16 protein-coding genes and 1 riboswitch are annotated in these 18,836 nt (G+C 42.5%); of the genes, 12 read left to right on the top strand and 4 right to left on the bottom strand.

Translation table 11 applies throughout. The features are described from left to right. Positions 1-105: 105 nt before the first annotated feature. Positions 106-1,080 carry an asparaginase gene (locus ACPBEH_RS05830; RefSeq protein WP_424350032.1) on the bottom strand — a complete coding sequence of 325 codons (975 nt, stop codon included), beginning with the start codon at positions 1,078-1,080 and terminating at the stop codon, positions 106-108. A gap of 145 nt (positions 1,081-1,225) precedes the next feature. After that, positions 1,226-1,324: riboswitch (THF riboswitch) on the top strand. Between the two features lie 40 nt (positions 1,325-1,364). Here ACPBEH_RS05830 and ACPBEH_RS05825 point away from each other — a divergent pair. From ACPBEH_RS05825 to tsaD, 4 genes are all read left to right on the top strand, one after another. Continuing rightward, positions 1,365-1,901: a folate family ECF transporter S component gene (locus ACPBEH_RS05825; protein WP_011374057.1), complete on the top strand. Its 537-nt coding sequence runs from the start codon at positions 1,365-1,367 to the stop codon at positions 1,899-1,901. A 140-nt stretch (positions 1,902-2,041) separates the two neighbouring features. Next, positions 2,042-2,767 carry a tRNA (adenosine(37)-N6)-threonylcarbamoyltransferase complex dimerization subunit type 1 TsaB gene (gene tsaB / locus ACPBEH_RS05820; RefSeq protein WP_424350031.1) on the top strand — a complete coding sequence of 242 codons (726 nt, stop codon included), beginning with the start codon at positions 2,042-2,044 and terminating at the stop codon, positions 2,765-2,767. Positions 2,768-2,828: 61 nt separating this feature from the next. Continuing rightward, positions 2,829-3,296 carry a ribosomal protein S18-alanine N-acetyltransferase gene (gene rimI / locus ACPBEH_RS05815; RefSeq protein ID WP_052039295.1) on the top strand — a complete coding sequence of 156 codons (468 nt, stop codon included), beginning with the start codon at positions 2,829-2,831 and terminating at the stop codon, positions 3,294-3,296. Between the two features lie 10 nt (positions 3,297-3,306). After that, positions 3,307-4,341: a tRNA (adenosine(37)-N6)-threonylcarbamoyltransferase complex transferase subunit TsaD gene (gene tsaD, locus ACPBEH_RS05810; protein WP_424350030.1), complete on the top strand. Its 1,035-nt coding sequence runs from the start codon at positions 3,307-3,309 to the stop codon at positions 4,339-4,341. Positions 4,342-4,667: 326 nt separating this feature from the next. On the opposite strand, the gene ACPBEH_RS05805 is transcribed toward tsaD, so the two are convergent. Then, complete coding sequence (locus ACPBEH_RS05805) at positions 4,668-5,927, bottom strand: chloride channel protein (RefSeq protein ID WP_424350029.1); 1,260 nt, start codon at positions 5,925-5,927, stop codon at positions 4,668-4,670. Between the two features lie 277 nt (positions 5,928-6,204). On the opposite strand from ACPBEH_RS05805, the gene ACPBEH_RS05800 reads away from it, so the two are divergent. Next, positions 6,205-6,522 carry a PTS sugar transporter subunit IIB gene (locus tag ACPBEH_RS05800; protein ID WP_025016444.1) on the top strand — a complete coding sequence of 106 codons (318 nt, stop codon included), beginning with the start codon at positions 6,205-6,207 and terminating at the stop codon, positions 6,520-6,522. Positions 6,523-6,621: 99 nt separating this feature from the next. Further along, positions 6,622-6,984: a YccF domain-containing protein gene (locus ACPBEH_RS05795; RefSeq protein ID WP_011374063.1), complete on the top strand. Its 363-nt coding sequence runs from the start codon at positions 6,622-6,624 to the stop codon at positions 6,982-6,984. 39 nt (positions 6,985-7,023) lie between these two features. Here ACPBEH_RS05795 and ACPBEH_RS05790 read toward each other — a convergent pair whose 3' ends face one another. Then, a complete protein-coding gene (locus tag ACPBEH_RS05790; RefSeq protein ID WP_099713043.1) occupies positions 7,024-8,970 on the bottom strand; it encodes an ABC-F family ATP-binding cassette domain-containing protein in 1,947 nt (648 codons plus the stop codon). Between the two features lie 197 nt (positions 8,971-9,167). Between ACPBEH_RS05790 and ACPBEH_RS05785 the strand changes: the two genes are divergently transcribed. Next, positions 9,168-9,815: a redox-sensing transcriptional repressor Rex gene (locus ACPBEH_RS05785; protein WP_035146247.1), complete on the top strand. Its 648-nt coding sequence runs from the start codon at positions 9,168-9,170 to the stop codon at positions 9,813-9,815. Between the two features lie 49 nt (positions 9,816-9,864). Here ACPBEH_RS05785 and ACPBEH_RS05780 read toward each other — a convergent pair whose 3' ends face one another. Further along, on the bottom strand, positions 9,865-10,497 hold the full coding sequence (locus tag ACPBEH_RS05780) for a lysostaphin resistance A-like protein (protein ID WP_424350028.1): 633 nt from the start codon (positions 10,495-10,497) through the stop codon (positions 9,865-9,867). A gap of 171 nt (positions 10,498-10,668) precedes the next feature. On the opposite strand from ACPBEH_RS05780, the gene groES reads away from it, so the two are divergent. The 5 genes from groES to mutS all read left to right on the top strand — a co-directional run bounded on the left by groES (position 10,669) and on the right by mutS (position 18,820). Continuing rightward, positions 10,669-10,953, top strand: a complete 285-nt coding sequence (groES, locus tag ACPBEH_RS05775; RefSeq protein ID WP_011374067.1) for a co-chaperone GroES — start codon at positions 10,669-10,671, stop codon at positions 10,951-10,953. 53 nt (positions 10,954-11,006) lie between these two features. Beyond that, positions 11,007-12,632: a chaperonin GroEL gene (gene groL, locus ACPBEH_RS05770; protein WP_035146245.1), complete on the top strand. Its 1,626-nt coding sequence runs from the start codon at positions 11,007-11,009 to the stop codon at positions 12,630-12,632. 751 nt (positions 12,633-13,383) lie between these two features. Next, positions 13,384-15,213, top strand: coding sequence for an APC family permease (locus tag ACPBEH_RS05765; RefSeq protein ID WP_424350027.1), 1,830 nt, complete (start codon positions 13,384-13,386; stop codon positions 15,211-15,213). A 175-nt stretch (positions 15,214-15,388) separates the two neighbouring features. Further along, positions 15,389-16,195, top strand: a complete 807-nt coding sequence (locus ACPBEH_RS05760) for a TIGR00282 family metallophosphoesterase (RefSeq protein ID WP_016264637.1) — start codon at positions 15,389-15,391, stop codon at positions 16,193-16,195. A gap of 21 nt (positions 16,196-16,216) precedes the next feature. Next, the gene (gene mutS, locus ACPBEH_RS05755) at positions 16,217-18,820 is read left to right on the top strand and encodes a DNA mismatch repair protein MutS (RefSeq protein ID WP_424350026.1); all 2,604 of its coding nucleotides are present in this window, start codon (positions 16,217-16,219) and stop codon (positions 18,818-18,820) included. The last annotated feature ends 16 nt before the right edge of the window (positions 18,821-18,836 follow it).

Here is an 18,836-nt window from a genome sequence, read left to right as displayed (position 1 = left end):
GTTAACTCTGAATCTCAAACGATTGCTTGCAGCAATCATTCGCCATTCTGTGTTAATCCTCGGGATATCCCGACTTATGACACACCCCTTTTTTAGTTAGTTTTCTTATGAAACGGCATTGCTGACGAAGTTCACGAGGTCTTCGCCAGTTTTACCAGCACTTAAGCCAACTTGAAGTTTCAAGCGGGCTTTGGGACCGTTTAAGCCCTGGCAGAAAGTAATGCCCATTTTTTTCAATTTAACGCCACCACCATCGTAGTCGTAGACGTCTTCGGCAATACCGTTGAAACAGCGTGATACGAGCACAACGGGAATATTGCGGTCCAGTAAGGCTTGGATGGCAGGTAGTGTTGCGGGTGGTAAATTCCCAGCACCAAGAGCTTCGATCACAAGGCCTTTAGTAGTTGGCTGATTGATGGCTTCAAAAAGCGTCCCGTCCATGCCGGCATAAGCTTTTAATAAGAAGACCGGTTCAACCAATTCTTGGATATCGCAGATTTCAGAACGAATTAATTCTTGGAAGAAATTAGCATCGTGCTTGCTGACCAAACCAATTGGGCCAAAAGTTGGTGTTCTAAAAGTAGCGACATTTGTCGTGTGCGTTTTTGTCACATAACGAGCGGTGTGGATTTCATCGTTCATGACGACTAAAACACCCTTATCGTGGGCATCGTCAGAAGCGGCGGTCCAAACGGCACTAATTAAGTTATGAAGACCATCTGAGCCGATTTCATTAGAAGAACGCATCGCACCGGTGATAACAATTGGCACGTTGTTAGGCAAGGTCAGGTCTAAGAAGTAGGCAGTTTCTTCAAGTGTATCGGTCCCGTGAGTGATGACGACCCCATCGATACCAGTTGCTTCAGCTGCTTGAATGCGATTCTTGAGTGCTAACATCACGGTTGGTGTAATGTGTGGTGAGGGCAGATTCGCAAATTCTTCACTAATAATTGTGAGTTGGTTATCGAATAATTTTTCAAAACCGGCCATTGGATTTTGACCAGTTGGTGCGACTGCACCGTCTTGATCAGCGGACATGGCGATTGTACCGCCAGTGTGCAAGACGAGGATTTTTTTCATAGTTGTCAGTCCCTTTCATAATCAAGCTTAATTAGTTCCAGTATAGCAAATTTTAACCACATTGAGATGATATATTTTGAAGTGGACAAACTGAATAGTTGTATCCTCAGGGAATCGGTGGTACATTTAGTAAGTTCTAAAAAGATTCGGAGTAGGGATTAAAGCGTTAAGTGCTGGTGGAACGGAATGTGAACACCAGACGAAGAGCAGTAATGCTCGCGGTTTTAGTCCCGCATTCGCCGCAGTGTTATTTGTGGCAACTCCAAAAGGGAGATGCTTTTTTTATGGTTAATCAAGATCGGTTATTTGGTGTGAAGCTAGACACCAGACGCGTTGTATTACTAGCTGTTCTAATCGCTTTACAATTAGTGATTGCGCGCTTTGCGATTTCGCTAACGATTTACAGAATTAGTTTTGGTTTTATCGTCACCGCTTTAATGGGCTGGTGGTTTGGGCCAGTTTGGGCGGGCTTAGCGGCCGTCCTTGGCGATCTCATCAATAGTTTGATGATTGGTGTCCCGGGCGGTTATTTCCCCGGATTCACGTTATCAGCCTTCTTAGGTGCATTCATTTACGGCTGTTTCTTCTACCGGCAAAAGATTACGTGGTTACGCGTGATTTTAGCGGTATTAACGGTGGTTGTCGTCGTTAATCTTGGCCTAAATTCATGGTGGGTATCGATTTTAAGTCAGACCCCAATCAGTGTCCACTTTGCTACAAGAGCAGTGGGCGAGGCCGCCACAATGGTCATTCATCCGATTGTGATTTACCTCGTGATGCATTTTGAACCAATTGTTCGTTTGAAGGACAGAATTCAATAATTTTAAAAACAACGACCACTTTGATAAAGTTATTCTTTATCAAGGTGGTTTTTTAGTGCAGCTAAAAGTGACGCGTGTCGATTTAATCGCTAATTTATGCTAGAATAACAAGGATTATAAGCAGAAGAAGGATGACATTAATGAAGCTATTGGCAATGGATACCTCGAATCAAGCGGTGAGTGTGGCGCTACTTGAAGACCAACAAATATTAGGCGAAATGACCGTCAATATTCGGCAAACCCACAGTCAAACATTGTTACCAATGATTGATCAACTTTTAAAACAAACTAAGACATCGATTGAAGCAATCGACCGGTTTGTAGTCGCACAAGGGCCCGGTTCATATACTGGCTTGCGGATTGCGGTCACAACGGCCAAGTCTTTTGCCTGGACAATGGCCAAGGAATTAGTCGGGATTTCCAGTTTGGCGCTCTTAGCGGGGAACGTTCAAGAAACAACCGCTTTGATTGTGCCGCTATTTGATGCGCGCCGGGACAACGTTTTTGCCGGTGTTTATCAATGGCAAGACCAGCACTTACAAAACGTGGTTGCTGATCAACATTTGGCACTAACCGACTTATTAGCACAAGTGGCGTTATTAAATGAACCTGTCTATTTTGTTGGCGGTGACGTACAACAGTTTAACGCACAGATTAAAGCCACTTTGGGTAGTCAGGCCCATTTTGTCGATGCCAACCATAACTTGCCACACGCAGCTGTTCTAGGCCAATTGGGGGCTAATGCTGAACCAGTTGCTGACATCCATGGATTTGGGCCACATTATCTCAGAAAGACAGAAGCAGAGGTCAACTGGGGTAAGACACATGACGATCAAGGATCGGCAGCTTATGTGGAACAAGTTTAGGGAATATCTACGCCCACGTGTTTGGTTAAAAAAAGAGCTCCCCTACGTTACGCGGCAAGTCATGATTGATGATCAGCCGTTTTACTTGGCGCGTGCTAGCCAGAGCGATATTCCAGCGTTGATTGATATTGAACGCTCGGTCTATGGCGGTAAAACACCCTGGGATCGGTGGGCCTTTGCTAGTGAACTCAGCAAGCGCCGGACATCGATTTATTTAGTATTGTGCCAAGGCTCAGAAGTGGTCGCGTTTGTTGGCGCCTGGTTTTCGACTAATGAGGCCCACATCACGAATATTGCGGTCCGTCCTAGCTTTCAAAAAAGGGGGATTGGCCACTTTTTAGTCCACGAAGTGGTTGCACTTGCGCGGGATTATCCAAGCCAAAAAATTACCCTTGAGGTCCGCACTGGTAACACCGGCGCCCAATCTGTTTATCGACGAATGGGGTTTAAGGTTGTTAAAACCAGACGTAATTATTATGTTCAGGAAAAAGAAGATGCATTCAGTATGTGCCGCATACTGAGTCAATAGGAGTAACAAAATGACGGAGAAAAAAGAATTAATTTTAGCCTTTGAATCAAGTTGTGATGAAACGAGTGTGGCGGTCATTGAAAATGGCCAACGCATCTTAAGTAATGTCATCGCAACGCAGATTAAGAGTCACCAACGTTTTGGCGGGGTAGTCCCAGAAGTCGCTAGTCGCCATCATGTTGAACAAATCACACTTTGTACACAAGAAGCACTGGAACAAGCTGGTGTGACTTATGCTGATTTAACAGCAGTTGCCGTCACTTACGGTCCTGGACTAGTCGGTGCTTTGTTGATTGGGGTCACAGCGGCCAAAGCAATCGCCTACGCACATCATTTGCCACTTGTACCGGTTAATCATATGGCCGGGCACATTTATGCGGCCCGCTTTGTTAAACCGTTAGAATACCCTTTGTTAGCCCTATTGGTTTCAGGTGGTCACACAGAATTAGTTTATATGCCCGCTGCAGGTCAGTTTGAAATCATTGGTGATACACGGGATGATGCGGCTGGCGAAGCCTACGATAAGATTGGACGGGTATTGGGTGTGCCATATCCAGCTGGTAAGGAAATTGATCGGCTCGCACATTTAGGTCAAGATACATTTAATTTTCCCCGTGCAATGTTGAAAGAAGATAACTTGGACTTCAGTTTTAGTGGTCTCAAGAGTGCTTTTATCAATACGGTCCACCATGCTGATCAAATTGGTGAAACATTGGACCAAGCGGACTTAGCGGCGAGCTTCCAAGCAAGTGTTGTTGAAGTATTAGTCACTAAAACCCTTCGTGCAGCACAATCACTAAAGGTTAAACAATTGGTTGTTGCCGGCGGGGTTGCGGCCAACCAAGGCTTGCGAGAAGGCTTAGCGGCTGGGATTGAATCAGCAGGATTAGATTTTGATTTAATCATGCCACCACTACGCTTATGTGGCGATAACGGCGCGATGATTGGCGCTGCTGCCCACATTGCACTTGCGCAAAATACGCTGGCCGATTTAGATTTAAACGCCGTCCCTAGTTTGGACTTTCCATATCAAAACGAACTTTAAAAGTAAAAAAGAGAGTGTGCTATAAGTCGGGGATGTCCTGAGGATTAACACAGAATGGCGAATGATTGCTGCAAGCAATCGTTTGAGATTCAGGGTTAACCGGAAGGATATGACTTATAGAACACGTTTAAAAAAGAGTGTGTATCATAAGTCGGGTATGTCCTGAGGATTAACACAGAATGGCGAATGATTGCTGTAAGCAATCGTTTGAGATTCAGGGTTAACCGGAGGGATATGACTTATAGAACACGTTTAGACCATCAATATTTAGATAACAAAAAAGGGGGCTGGGACAAAAGTAAATTTTGTCCCAGCCCCCTTTTTGTTTAGGCTTCTCTTTGATGTAGTCGCGCACCTTGGCTTTGGTGCTGCTCACGGCGTGCTTGATGATGTTGACGGTATTTTTCTAAGCCTAAGACGATGCCAGTAGCAATAATACCAACCCAAAAGAGATTAGGCGGTAAGAATAAAATAACCATAATCAATCCAGCTACCAGTGGGGCTTCAAGAATGGCACTGCCCATACTGATGGCAATTAACCCAATGACAAAGAGGGAATCAACTTGCGGAAATAACTGGCTGATTGCCATCCCTTGCGCGGTTGAAGCAAACAATACCGGGAAGATATCCCCACCAAGCCAACCGGTGTTCAAACAGATTGTTAATAAAATTAGTTTTAATAGGGAGCGGCTCATTAAAAAAAGCATTGATTGATCTTGCCAAATCGTGGTGAATAAATGAAAGTTATGTTGACCGGAAAAGAGAATGTGTGGGAAAAAGAGGCTGGCTAAGAAAATCGCCAGACCACCGATTAAGACGCGGACCTGATCGTTGGTGAGGCGGGCTTGCATAATTTTGCGTAAGCCCACCATGCCGGCCAACCAAAGTTTTCCGAGTAAATAACCTCCGAGCACTAATGGTAAAAACCAATAGAGATCGCGCCCTTGCCAGTGTGATTGGCCAAACCGAATAATTAATGACGGTTGACCAGTTAAGATGAAGACACCGCTAAACCATGCGGTCCCGTTTAAAAAATAAGTGACAATGAGGGCTTTCTTTTGATAGGTTGCTACTTTGGTGAGTGGGGCGGTTGGTTGTTGATAATGCAATAGATAGCGGTGCGGTGTCGCGAGTACTTTTAATCTCGTGCCTATTGATTGTACACGTAAGTCATCAAAATGCGCGGCGACGTAGCGTTGCTTATCAGCAAGCCAAATACTATAGAGGAAGGTTGAGCTAACCAACGTTGCTTCAGGGCCCAGACTTGTTCCACTGACTAAAATAACAGCTGGAATCAGCATTTGTAAGAGGACATAGCGATAATTAGCAGTGCCCGCTTGTTTGAGATCAGCCTTAATGACCCCCAAATTTTGTGGGAGGGGCCCAAAATAGTGTCGTGAAATAATAATGACTAGGCCCACCACCACCAGCATAATGGCGTCTAAGAGGCCACCAAAGGTTGCTTTTTGCCAGAAAATTTCAATTAGGGTACTTTGCAAGCTGTAAAAAAGGCCGAGCAAGATACCGACGATGGCGCTCAGAATGAGACCATAACCAAATAGATAAAGTGATTTAAATTTAAACATGTTGCCTCCGAAAAAAAGTGTCTAAAAGCCATTTAACCATAGTTGACAGGAAAAGTCAGGTTAAAAAAATCAATATAAAATAACACTAGTTATTAGTTAATTTATTAACAAATAGTCAGTAAAGGGGAATCAGCAATTATTTAAATTAAAAAATAACATTAATTGACAATTATTTAGAAAGCGCTTATACTGAATTTACAGCAGTGATGAAAACGCTTCATTTCACTTTCTGTACAATTCTTTCATTTCAATCTAAAAAAATTAAGGGGTAATTACTATGGCAGAAAAAACAATCATGTTATGTTGTGCAGCAGGTATGTCAACCAGCTTGCTCGTTTCAAAAATGCAAAAGGCAGCAGAAGCACAAGGTGTCGATGCAGAAATCTTCGCAACTGGCGCATCAGATGCAGATAACCAATTAGAAAACAAAAAAATTGATTGCGTCTTATTAGGCCCTCAAGTACGCTTTATGGAAGGTCAATTTAAAGAAAAATTGGCACCTAAAGGCATTGGTGTTGAAGTGATCGATATGAAAGCCTACGGGATGATGGATGGCGAAACCGTCTTGAAACAAGCGTTAGCACTAATCGGTTAATGATTTAAAACAAAGCCCACCTAAGTAATTAGGCGGGCTTTTTGATTAGGGTTAGACAAGTCTGTATAATCGGAGAAAAGAGTAGAGGAGGAGAAGCTAATGAGTCTTTTAGGCACAATTATTTGGTGGATTTTCGGTGGCTTAGTGAGTGCAGTTGGTTGGTTTTTAGCCGGCTTAGTGTGGTGTGTCACAATCGTGGGGATTCCAGTTGGCTTACAATGTTTCAAAATTGGTGGTCTGACGTTAATGCCATTTAATGCACGAGTTGTTTCGAGCGGTGGTGCGGGCTCCTTTTTATTAAATATTGTCTGGTTTATCTTTGGAGGCTTCATTTTATGGGCTAACCATATTTTCTGGGGCTTGTTATTAACAATTACAATTGTCGGCATCCCATTTGCCCATCAACATTTTAAATTAGCAAGCTTATCATTGAGCCCATTTGGCAAACAAATTGTTGGCTAGAAAAAGCGCGTATCGTAGGATACGCGCTTTTTCTGGTTTTTAATTAGTCAATTCTTCGAGTGCCATCGCTTGTTCTTCCCAATCAGCTTCTGTTTGGGCAAGGTCTGCTTGCACTTTTTCTAAATCTTGTTGTAATTCCTGCAAGACCAATGGTTTAGTGATGATATCGGCTTGCGTCATTTTTTCTTGAATGGCAGTTGCTTGTTCTTCGAGTGTTGCCATTTGTTCTTCTAAAGCAGCGACTTCCCGTTCTAACTTCCGTTGTGCCCGTTGTGTTTCCTTGCTGGCTTTATAATTATCTTGAGCAGTAACAGGTTGATCACTGACTTCAACTGGCACTTCAGCGGCTTGTGCGAAGGCTTCTTCCTCAGCTTTTTTAGCGAGATAGTAGTCGTAATCGCCTAAGTAGCGCTTGCTGCCAGTGGTGGTTGACAGTTCAATGATGCCGGTTGCCACTTGGTTGATAAAATACCGGTCATGGGAGATGAAGAGGACGGTACCATCGAATTCGCGTAAGGCTTGTTCTAAAACTTCCTTACTATCGATGTCTAAATGGTTAGTCGGTTCATCCATGATCAAGAAATTATCATGGTTCATGGCTAATTTAGTCAGTAGTAGTCGTGCTTTTTCGCCACCACTTAATTGTGAGACGACTTTCAAAACATCGTCACCGGTGAATAAGAAGCTGCCCAAAAGTGTGCGGATTTCTTTTTCAGGGGTGGTGCGATGTTCATCCCATAATTCATTAAGAACCGTTTTGTTAGCGTGGAGGTTGCGTTGTTCTTGGTCATAATAACCGATAGAAACATTGCTACCAACACGTTCGTGACCTTTTAAGAATGGAATTTGATGAAGGATACTCTTTAAAAGTGTTGATTTACCAATCCCATTAGGTCCGATAATCGCTAAGCGTTCTTGCTTGTTGACTTCAAAGTTAATGGGTTCGACCATTACTTTGTCGGCTGAGTAACCAACAGCTGCGTCAACGACTTGCAAGACTTCGTTACCACTTGGTTGATCGATATCAAAATGGAAGTGGATTTTAGACGCGTCGTTGGTTGGGCGTTCTAACTTATCCATCTTTTCAAGTTGCCGGCGGCGGCTTTGGGCTTGCTTAGTCGTGCTGGCTCGAACTAAGTTTTTGTCGACGAATGTTTGTAGCTTCTCGATTTCGGCTTGTTGTTTTTCATAAGCCTTCCATTCGAGTGATAGGTTGGCTGATTTTTGCGTCAAGAAGTGACTGTAATTGCCGGTGTAGTGCGTTAGTGTGTGGCGACTCATATCGTAAACTTCTTTAGTAATCTTGTCTAAGAAGTAGCGGTCATGAGAAACGGTTAAAAGTGCGCCGGGATAGGTTTGAAGATAATTTTCAAGCCAGGTTAAGGTTTGAATGTCCAAATGGTTAGTTGGTTCATCCAAGATTAAGACGTCTTTTTTCTCAAGTAATAGCTTAGCAAGTGCTAAGCGGGACCGTTCGCCACCAGATAGCGTGCTGATTGGTTTGGTGAAAGTTTCTTCTGGGAATTGGAAACCGTGCAATACACCACGAATTTCGGCTTCGTAACCATACCCGTTTGCTTCAGAAAAGTCGTGTTGAATCTGATCGTATTGTTTTAAGAGGGCTTGGTAGTCCTCATCTGAACGATTAGCATCTGGATCGGCAATTGCTTGTTCTAACGTATGCATCTGAGCTTCCATTTGGCGGAGCCCTTCGAAAATCGTTAGCATTTCGTCATAGATGTTCCGTTCAGAACTAAGACCGCTATCTTGGGCTAAGTAGCCAACTTGGACATTTTTACCCAGAATAATTTGACCATCATCGGGTGTCGTAATGCCAGCAATCATCTTCAAAAGTGTTGATTTACCAGCACCGTTAGGGCCAACTAAGGCGACGCGGGCGTGATCTTGCACTTCCAATTGTGCATTTTTAAATAAGTAGTCACCGCCAAAGTGACGGGCGACTTGTTGAACCTGTAATAATATCACAATGTAAAATCCTTTCGATGTCGTGTTTTTAAGGTACCATTTTAAGGAATCGTTAAAGTCCGTTTCAACTATCATAACAGATTTAGGGCAAAGACAGTCAAAATAGTAAATTAATTGCTTTTCACAAGAAAATTCAGTATCATTTCAATATAGTGTAGGGATATTTTCACAAGTAAAAGAATGAACGGAGGTTCCAAATGGCTGAAAATAAAATTCCAAGAGCCACAGCGAAGCGTTTACCTTTATATTATCGTTATCTAAACTTTTTAAACAATTCGGGTAAGACCAAGATTTCGTCAACTGAACTATCTGAAGCTGTTAAAGTCGATAGTGCGACAATTCGCCGTGATTTTTCATATTTCGGTGCGCTCGGTAAACGGGGTTATGGCTATGATGTTGAGTCTCTCTTGAGTTTCTTCAAGAAGACGTTGAATCAAGATCGCTTAACGAATGTTGCTTTGATTGGTATCGGTAATTTAGGGCATGCTTTGTTAAATTACAACTTTAGACAAACGAATAATATTCGGATTAGCGCTGCTTTTGATGTTAAACCTGAATTAATTGGCACAATCCAAACAGGTGTGCCGGTTTATTCAATGGACGAAATGGTTGAACAATTGAAGCTGCAACAAATTGAAATCGTCATCTTGACGGTCCCAATTGAAGTCGCTCAAAAAGTAACGGATCAACTAGTTGACGCGGGGATTAAGGGCATCATGAACTTTACCCCAATTCGGATTTCTGTACCGAATACCATTCGGATTCAAAATGTTGATTTAGCGAAAGAGTTACAAACGTTAATTTATTTCCTTGATAATTATAATACAGAAGAAGCACCAAAATAAATAGAGCCTCATTAACCAGCAGTGATGTCGGTTGATGGGCTCTATTTTTTTAATGACTGAGATAAAAGAGGGTTACGACGAGATTCATTCCCGCATGACTGATAATCGTTGTATAAATGGAACCCGTTTTGCGATACAGCCAACAAAGGAAAAGGCCGATTGCCGCGTAGATAATTAGATGACTGTCTTGATGAATCACGGCAAATAATAAACTAGAGATGAGTGCGGCTAATACCGAATTTAAGCGGCTGCTAAGACCGCCAAAAATCGCCTTTCGAAAAACGAGTTCTTCCATTGTTGGCGCAGCAATCGTTAGAATAATGATCAACCACGGTTGGGCTTTGAGGGCCGTCATGAGAGTGAGCGTATTGAGTGATTGCGTACTATTTTTAAAGAGTAGATGATCAATTGAACCAGCGATAATTTGGACGATTAACGCGAGTAAAATACCACTAATGCCCCAGATGATGGCTTTCTTAAGCGGTAAGGGGTGTTTCTCAAGATTATTTTTTGGGCCCCGATAATTAAAATAGAGTAATAAAAGTGCGCCGAGGCTGTCCGTGATTGTGGTGAATAAATAGAATTGATCTGACAACCCGAAAAAGCGGACGAGGGCACTCGGGATTAATAAAATGATGAGATAGCTGATAATCAGCCTAAAATTTTGTTGGCTTTGAGTCATGATTACGCTCCTGAAAGTTGATGTGACCATAGCGTAGCGCATTGACTACTAAAATGCAAAAGGGGATAGCAAAATACTTGCAATGTTCTGAAAAAATGCTATGATAAAAAATGTGATTAGCACTTGAGTGTTTAGAGTGCTAAAAAAGAAAAAGTGATGGAGGGATTTTAAGTGTTAAAACCATTAGAAGATCGCGTAGTGATCGCCGTTAAAGACGAAGCAGAACAAACAGTAGGTGGCATTGTCATTGCAAGTAACGCCAAACAAAAACCACAAACTGGTAAAGTCGTTGCCGTTGGTGCCGGCGCAATGACCAGTGACGGTCAGCGAATCCCACTTGATGTCAAAGAAAATGATGAAGTCATTTACGATAAATATGCTGGCTCAGAAGTTGAATATGAAGGCCAACAATATTTGGTATTACACGCAAAAGACATTATCGCCATTATTGAATAATAAACTGAAACGTTTAAAAACAAACTAAAAAATTTTTTTGAGGTGAAATAACTATGGCAAAAGAACTTAAATTTTCAGAAGACGCACGTTCAAAAATGTTAGCAGGTGTTGATCAATTAGCTAACACTGTTAAGACAACATTAGGACCAAAAGGCCGCAACGTTGTTTTGGAAAAAGCTTACGGTTCACCAGAAATCACTAACGATGGTGTGACAATCGCTAAAGCAATCGAATTAGAAGATCATTTTGAAAATATGGGTGCCAAATTAGTTTCTGAAGTTGCTTCAAAAACGAACGACATCGCCGGTGACGGTACAACAACCGCTACTGTTTTAGCCCAAGCCATTATTCGCGAAGGGATGAAGAATGTGACAGCCGGTGCTAACCCAGTTGGTATCCGTCGTGGGATTGAATTAGCTACTAAAGAAGCTGTTAAGAAGTTACACGAAATTTCACACAAAGTTGAAAGCAAAGATGCGATTGCCCAAGTTGCTGCTGTTTCATCAGCTAACGAAGAAACGGGTCGTTTAATTGCCGATGCCATGGAAAAAGTGGGTAACGACGGTGTCATCACAGTTGAAGAATCAAAAGGGATTGATACTGAATTAAGCGTTGTTGAAGGGATGCAATTTGATCGTGGTTACTTGTCACAATACATGGTGACTGACAACGACAAGATGGAAGCTGACTTAGACAACCCATACATTTTGATTACAGATAAGAAGATTTCAAATATTCAAGATGTTTTACCACTTCTACAATCAATTGTGCAAGAAGGTAAAGCCTTATTAATCATTGCTGATGATGTTGATGGCGAAGCATTACCAACACTTGTCTTGAACAAGATTCGTGGGACATTCAACGTGGTTGCTGTTAAGGCCCCTGGTTTTGGTGATCGTCGTAAGGAACAATTAGAAGACATCGCGACATTAACAGGTGCCACAGTGATTACAAGTGACCTTGGTCTAGAATTGAAAGAAACAACAATCGATCAATTAGGGACAGCTGGTAAGGTAACTGTTACAAAAGATGATACAACAATCGTTGAAGGTGCTGGTAGCAAATCAGCTATCGCAGAACGTGTTGAAAACATCAAGAAACAAATTGCTGAAACAACATCAGACTTTGACCGTGAAAAATTACAAGAACGCTTAGCTAAATTAGCTGGTGGTGTTGCAGTGATCAAGGTTGGTGCTGCCACAGAAACAGAATTGAAAGAACAAAAATATCGGATTGAAGATGCCTTAAATGCAACGCGTGCAGCTGTTGAAGAAGGCTACGTTGCCGGTGGTGGGACAGCATTAATCGATGTCATCGAAAGTGTTGCCGCTCTTGAAGAAGAAGGCGACGTTCAAACAGGGATTAACATTGTGCTTCGTGCATTAGAAGAACCTGTTCGTCAAATCGCAACAAACGCTGGTCTTGAAGGCTCAGTCATTGTTGAAAAAGTAAAATCACAACCTGTTGAAGTTGGCTACAATGCAGCAAACGGCAACTGGGAAAATATGATTGAAGCGGGTATCTTAGATCCAACTAAGGTAACACGCTCAGCATTACAAAACGCAGCTAGTGTTGCTGCTCTAATGTTAACAACTGAAGCAGTGGTTGCTGACAAACCAGAAGACAACCCAGCACCAGCAGCAGGCATGGACCCATCAGCAATGGGCGGCATGATGTAATAAAAGAAGTGTGACTCGAGCTGATTAGGCTTTGAGGATTAACAGTAAAATGGGCATTATGGCGATTCTTGCCATAATGCCCATTTTGCAGTTAACCGGAAAAGGCTGCTCGAAGAGCACGTTAAGTAAAGAAGTGTGACTCGAGTTGGTCAGGCTTTGAGGATTAACAGTAAAATGGGCATTATGGCGATTCTTGCTATAATGCCCATTTTGCAGTTAACCGGAAAAGGCTACTCGAGGAGCACGTTAAAAAAGAAGTGCGTTTGGTTGCGGTAGCAACTGAGCATTAATACAAAATTGGCAGTAATCTTGGGCTTAGGATTACTGCCAATTTTAGATTAAGCGGAGGTTGTTGCAACCAAAAAACACGTTAAAGCAGTACGTCCAACCAAGGCCATCCCCAGCATTTTGCTGGGGATGGCCTTTTTTGCTGTCGTTTTCAAAATTAACGCTGGTTATTATCATTTTTTAGCTTATAATGAATGCAAGGCGCCCGTCGAAATAGATTTTATTTAGCTAATTGACGCTATAACTAACGGTCAATGATGGTTAGAATAGATAGGTACCTAAGTTAAATTCTTGTAGTATTTTAGTGTCAGATATAGTAGAATACCTTTTGTTCGAAAAAACAGCAATTATTTTTAAGTAGGATATTATATTCAAAAGTCACCGTGTGAAATGGTAACAGGCGATTATCACATGAGGGCTTTTTATGTATAGAAATACGATTAATTAAAGGAGTTATATTGCAATGCAACAACTAAAACGGATTTTCATCGGGAAACCACTAAAGTCTTCCGATGAAGGTAACCAGAAATTAGGGCGCTTTAAGGCCCTGGCAATGTTGTCTTCTGATGCTTTATCATCAGTTGCATACGGGACCGAAGAAATCGTTGTTGTTTTAACGACGCTTTCTGCAGCAGCAATTTGGTATTCAATTCCAATTGCAGCGTTCGTATTGGTGTTATTGATTTCTTTAACCCTTTCTTATCGGCAAGTTATCCACGCCTATCCAGGTGGTGGTGGCGCCTATGTCGTTTCAAGTGAAAACTTGGGTAAGAATGCGGGTTTAGTCGCAGGTGGTTCACTGCTTGTGGATTACATGTTAACAGTTGCGGTTAGTATTTCGGCCGGTGCTGAGGCGATTACCTCGGCGATTCCGGCAATGTACGGGCACCAGGTGGGGATTTCCTTTGTCATCGTGATTATTTTAATGGCGATGAACCTCCGGGGGATGCGCGAATCGGCGTCGTTCTTAATGGTGCCAGTTTACTTATTCGTCTTGATGATGACCTTGATGATTATCGTCGGATGTTACAAAATTTTCACAGGTGCGATTCCATTCCACGCAACAGCAACAGTTGGGGCCGTTGTACCAGGGATTTCAATGGCATTGATCTTTAGAGCTTTCTCATCTGGTTCATCTTCATTGACCGGGGTTGAAGCAATCAGTAATGCGGTACCGTTCTTCAAGAAACCACGGGCCACAAATGCTGCTGAAACATTGGCAATCATGGCTGCTATCTTAGGGTTCTTCTTTGCCGGCATCACATTCTTGAACTACTGGTACGGCATTGTGCCAATGGAAAAAGTAACGGTCTTATCACAAGTTGCACAACATACTTTTGGTAAAGGGTTCTTCTTCTATATCGTTCAATTCGCAACGGCCTTCATTTTAGCCGTTGCCGCTAATACTGGTTTCTCAGCATTCCCAGTGTTGGCTTATAACTTAGCAAAAGATAAATATATGCCACATATGTATATGGATCGTGGCGATCGTTTGGGTTATTCAAACGGGATTATCACATTGGCAATCGGTTCAATGGCGTTGATCTTCATCTTTAACGGTGACACATCACGTTTGATTCCGTTATACGCCGTTGGGGTGTTCATTCCATTTACGCTTTCTCAATCAGGGATGTTGCGTAAGTGGTGGGTTGAACGGCCTAAGAATTGGTTTGGCAAATCAATCGCTAACTTTGTTGGTGCCTTGATTTCATTTGCCATTTTAATTATCTTATTCGTTTATCGTTTACCTGATATCTGGCCATTCTTCATCATCATGCCAATTATGATCTGGATTTTTTATAAGATTCATGATCACTATAAGAAGGTTGCACGTCAATTACGAGTAAGTGCCAACGAAGCTGTCTTACATGACTATGATGGCTCAACCGTCATTGTCTTGGTCAGCAACGTGACTCAGGTTACCCGCGGGGCGCTTGATTACGCACAATCAATCGGTGATTACGTCATTGCAATGCACGTTTCGACAGATGAAAATCCGGAAAAAGAACGTGAAATCCAAGCTGAATTTAAGGAAGATTTCCCGAACGTCCGCTTTGTCGATGTGCATTCATCATACCGTTCAATTCAAAAACCAATTGTTCGTTTTGTGGATATTGTTAGCAAGAATGCCCAAAAACGAAACTTCACGACAACGGTCTTGGTACCACAATTTGTGCCAAGAAAACCATGGCAAAACATTTTGCATAACCAATCAAGTTTACGCTTAAGAACAGCTTTTGCCAGCCGTGAAAACATCATTATCTCAACATACAGTTACCACTTGAAACACTAGCAGTGCTTTTGGTTGCGGTTAGCAACTGAGCATTAACAAAAAACTTGCCCTAGACTGTTTTAGTTTAGTGCAAGTTTTTTTGTTTCATTAAGCACTGGCCAGAACTTTTTATTCATGGTAAAAATTGCTACAATAGAAGCTATTAAAGTTAGTAGACAACATTAAGGGGCGCGACATGCGAATATTATTTATTGGTGACACAGTTGGCACAATGGGACAAAAAATGGTGAACGAGTATTTACCACTTTTGAAACAACAATATAAACCACAGGTTACCATTATCAATGGCGAAAACATCGCTGATGGCAAGGGAATGACACAAAAGGATTACAAGAACTTATTGCAAGCCGGTGCGGATGCCATTACGATGGGCAATCATACTTGGAATAAACGGGATATTTTGGACTTCATCGATGATGCCAAAAAGTTAGTGCGACCAGCTAATTTTCCTAAGGGAACGCCGGGTCAAGGCATGACGATGATTAACGTCAATCAGGCTAAATTAGCCGTCATTAACTTACAAGGTCGTGCATTGATGGGCGAATTGTTGGAAGATCCATTTGCAATGTTAGATGACATGGTGGCCCAAGTCAGCAAGGAAACCAATTGTATTTTTGTCGATTTTCATGCCGAAACAACGAGTGAAAAATTGGCCTTAGCTTGGTATTTAGATGGTCGGATTTCAGCGTTAGTCGGAACGCATACGCATGTGCAAACAAACGATGCGCGTGTCTTACCGGACGGAACGGCAGTGTTAACGGATGCCGGAATGACAGGTCCTTATAACGGGATTCTTGGGGTGAAACGCGAAAAAATCATTTCACGGTTTATGACGCAACGCCCAGAACGATTTGAACTAGTGACAGAAGGTCCTGGTCAATTAAATGGTTGTTTAATTGAAATTGATGATCAAACGGGTCATGCTAAATCAATCAAACCCATCCATATTTCACCAGATCATCCATTCGGATCACGCTTTTAAGAGATAGAAAGGGGCTTGAAAATGCCGCAAAAAACAAAAGAAACGCCAATGATGGCCCAATATCAAAAGGTTAAGGATCAATATCCAGACGCCTTTTTATTTTATAGATTGGGTGATTTTTACGAATTATTCAATGACGATGCCGTTAAAGCATCACAACTTTTAGAATTAACGCTGACAGCGCGCAATAAGAATGCAGCAGACCCCATTCCAATGTGTGGGGTGCCCCATCATGCGGCGCAAAACTATATTGATATTTTAGTGGATCAAGGCTATAAGGTTGCCATTTGTGAACAGATGGAAGATCCCAAAACGGCTAAGGGCATGGTGAAACGCGAAGTTGTCCAATTAGTAACACCTGGGACTGTGATGGACGAAAAAGCCGGTCACGCTAAACAAAATAATTATTTAACGGCAGTGGTTGCACAAGACGATCAGTTTGGCTTTGCCTATACGGATTTATCCACAGGTGAAATGAAAGTCAGCCAAATCAGTAGTTTAGATGTGTTATTAAACGAAATGTTGAGTTTACAAACCAAAGAAGTGGTTGTGAATCATGATGTCCCAAGCGAAGTGGTCCAAGCCTTTGTCCAACAACAAATTTTGGTTTCTTATCAAGATGAGGGGGCCGATACGGCGGAGGTCAGTTTTGTTTCTCAAAACATCTCACAACCACTAGCGTTAGCCGTCATTAAACAGTTAGTTGTTTATTTAGCAACGACGCAAAAGCGGCACTTGGGCCATTTACAACGCGCCCAAGCCTATGAACCTTCTCAATACTTGAAGTTGGATCATTCGGCTAAGATGAACCTCGAATTAACGGCTTCATTACGAACTGGTCATAAGAGTGGGACGTTATTGTGGTTATTAGATGAAACAAAGACTGCGATGGGTGGTCGTTTATTAAAACAATGGTTGGAACGACCACTATTGGATTTAAACCAGATTAAGAATCGGCAAAACCAAGTCGCCAGTTTCTTACAGCATTATTTTGAACGGACGAACCTTCAAGAAGCCCTAACCAAGGTTTATGATTTGGAACGTCTAGCGGGCCGCGTTGCTTTTGGGAGCGTTAATGGGCGCGATTTGATTCAGTTAAAAACATCCTTAGAACAGATTCCAAGGATTAAAGATGTTTTGACGGGCATTAATGAAACGCAGGCTTTTGATCAAGCGTTAACGCGTTTAGATCCAGTTGATGATGTGCGGACGTTAATTGAAACAGCGATTAATCCGGACTCACCGATTTCAGTGACTGATGGTGGGATTATTCAAGATGGTTACGATGAACAACTCGATCAATACCGCAATGCGATGTCTAACGGCAAGCAGTGGTTGGCGCAATTAGAGGCACAAGAACGAGAAGCCACGGGCATTCATAATTTGAAAATCGGCTTTAACCGCGTCTTTGGGTATTATATCGAAGTCACGCGGGCTAACTTGAGTTCATTACCGGAAGGGCGGTATGAACGGAAACAAACGTTAACCAACGCCGAACGATTCATCACACCGGAATTAAAAGAAAAAGAACAACTAATTTTAGAGGCGGAAGAACGCTCAACCGCTCTAGAATACGAGTTGTTTACCCAAGTTCGGGAACAAGTGAAGTTACAAATTGAACGCCTCCAAACATTGGCTAAAGGCGTAGCTGCCCTAGATGTCTTGCAAAGTTTTGCGGTCGTCAGCGAAAGCTACCACTATGTCCAACCAACACTAAGAACTGATAGTCGCGAAATTGATTTAGTCGATGGCCGTCATCCGGTGGTTGAAAAGGTATTGGGACGCCAAAAATATATCCCGAATGCTGTTCAAATGGGCAAAGAAACGGATATGTTGTTAATTACCGGGCCTAATATGTCTGGTAAAAGTACCTACATGCGGCAATTAGCCTTAACGGTCATCATGGCGCAAATGGGTTGTTTTGTACCTGCCAAGTCAGCGAACTTGCCTGTATTTGATCAAATCTTTACCCGCATTGGCGCGGCAGATGATTTGATTTCAGGGCAAAGTACGTTTATGGTAGAAATGATGGAAGCTAACCGTGCGATTATGAGTGCGACCGCCAATAGTTTAATTCTCTTCGATGAAATTGGTCGGGGAACGGCCACTTATGATGGAATGGCCTTGGCACAAGCGATTATCGAATATATTCATGATCACGTCCACGCTAAGACGCTCTTTTCAACGCATTATCATGAATTGACGGCTTTAGCTGATACGTTGACCGCCCTCCGTAACGTGCACGTTGGTGCGGTTGAGGAAAACGGCGAGTTGGTCTTCTTACACAAGATGTTGGCCGGACCTGCGGATAAGTCTTACGGGATTCATGTCGCTAAACTAGCGGGCATGCCAGAAACCTTATTACAACGGGCCGATGTTATTTTAGGTCAATTAGAAGATAAACCAAAGGCACCGGTGCAACCAGCAACAGTGGCGCCAGCACAACCGGCTGTAGCGGCTGTCGAAGAACAGATGGCGCTTTTTGAACCAGAAGTGGCGGCTCCGGTCGATAAGAAAACAGATAAAGTGGTAGCGGCAATTAAGAATTTTGATTTGATGAGCGCCACACCACTAGAAGCCCTCAATCAATTATATGAGTGGCAAAAGCAATTAAATAAACATTAATAGTGAACTGAGAGGA

The sequence above is a fragment of the Latilactobacillus parasakei genome, assembly GCF_049674265.1.
GTDB lineage: Bacteria > Bacillota > Bacilli > Lactobacillales > Lactobacillaceae > Latilactobacillus > Latilactobacillus sakei.
Note: the sequence above shows the minus strand (reverse complement) of the source record. Positions and strands in the feature narration are given on the sequence as shown.

Coding starts and splice junctions, on each gene's coding strand:
- ACPBEH_RS05830 (WP_424350032.1), bottom strand. CDS start 1,080: ATGAAAAAAATCCTCGTCTTGCACACTGGCGGTACAATCGCCATGTCC.
- ACPBEH_RS05825 (WP_011374057.1), top strand. CDS start 1,365: ATGGTTAATCAAGATCGGTTATTTGGTGTGAAGCTAGACACCAGACGC.
- tsaB (WP_424350031.1), top strand. CDS start 2,042: ATGAAGCTATTGGCAATGGATACCTCGAATCAAGCGGTGAGTGTGGCG.
- rimI (WP_052039295.1), top strand. CDS start 2,829: ATGATTGATGATCAGCCGTTTTACTTGGCGCGTGCTAGCCAGAGCGAT.
- tsaD (WP_424350030.1), top strand. CDS start 3,307: ATGACGGAGAAAAAAGAATTAATTTTAGCCTTTGAATCAAGTTGTGAT.
- ACPBEH_RS05805 (WP_424350029.1), bottom strand. CDS start 5,927: ATGTTTAAATTTAAATCACTTTATCTATTTGGTTATGGTCTCATTCTG.
- ACPBEH_RS05800 (WP_025016444.1), top strand. CDS start 6,205: ATGGCAGAAAAAACAATCATGTTATGTTGTGCAGCAGGTATGTCAACC.
- ACPBEH_RS05795 (WP_011374063.1), top strand. CDS start 6,622: ATGAGTCTTTTAGGCACAATTATTTGGTGGATTTTCGGTGGCTTAGTG.
- ACPBEH_RS05785 (WP_035146247.1), top strand. CDS start 9,168: ATGGCTGAAAATAAAATTCCAAGAGCCACAGCGAAGCGTTTACCTTTA.
- ACPBEH_RS05780 (WP_424350028.1), bottom strand. CDS start 10,497: ATGACTCAAAGCCAACAAAATTTTAGGCTGATTATCAGCTATCTCATC.
- groL (WP_035146245.1), top strand. CDS start 11,007: ATGGCAAAAGAACTTAAATTTTCAGAAGACGCACGTTCAAAAATGTTA.
- ACPBEH_RS05765 (WP_424350027.1), top strand. CDS start 13,384: ATGCAACAACTAAAACGGATTTTCATCGGGAAACCACTAAAGTCTTCC.
- ACPBEH_RS05760 (WP_016264637.1), top strand. CDS start 15,389: ATGCGAATATTATTTATTGGTGACACAGTTGGCACAATGGGACAAAAA.
- mutS (WP_424350026.1), top strand. CDS start 16,217: ATGCCGCAAAAAACAAAAGAAACGCCAATGATGGCCCAATATCAAAAG.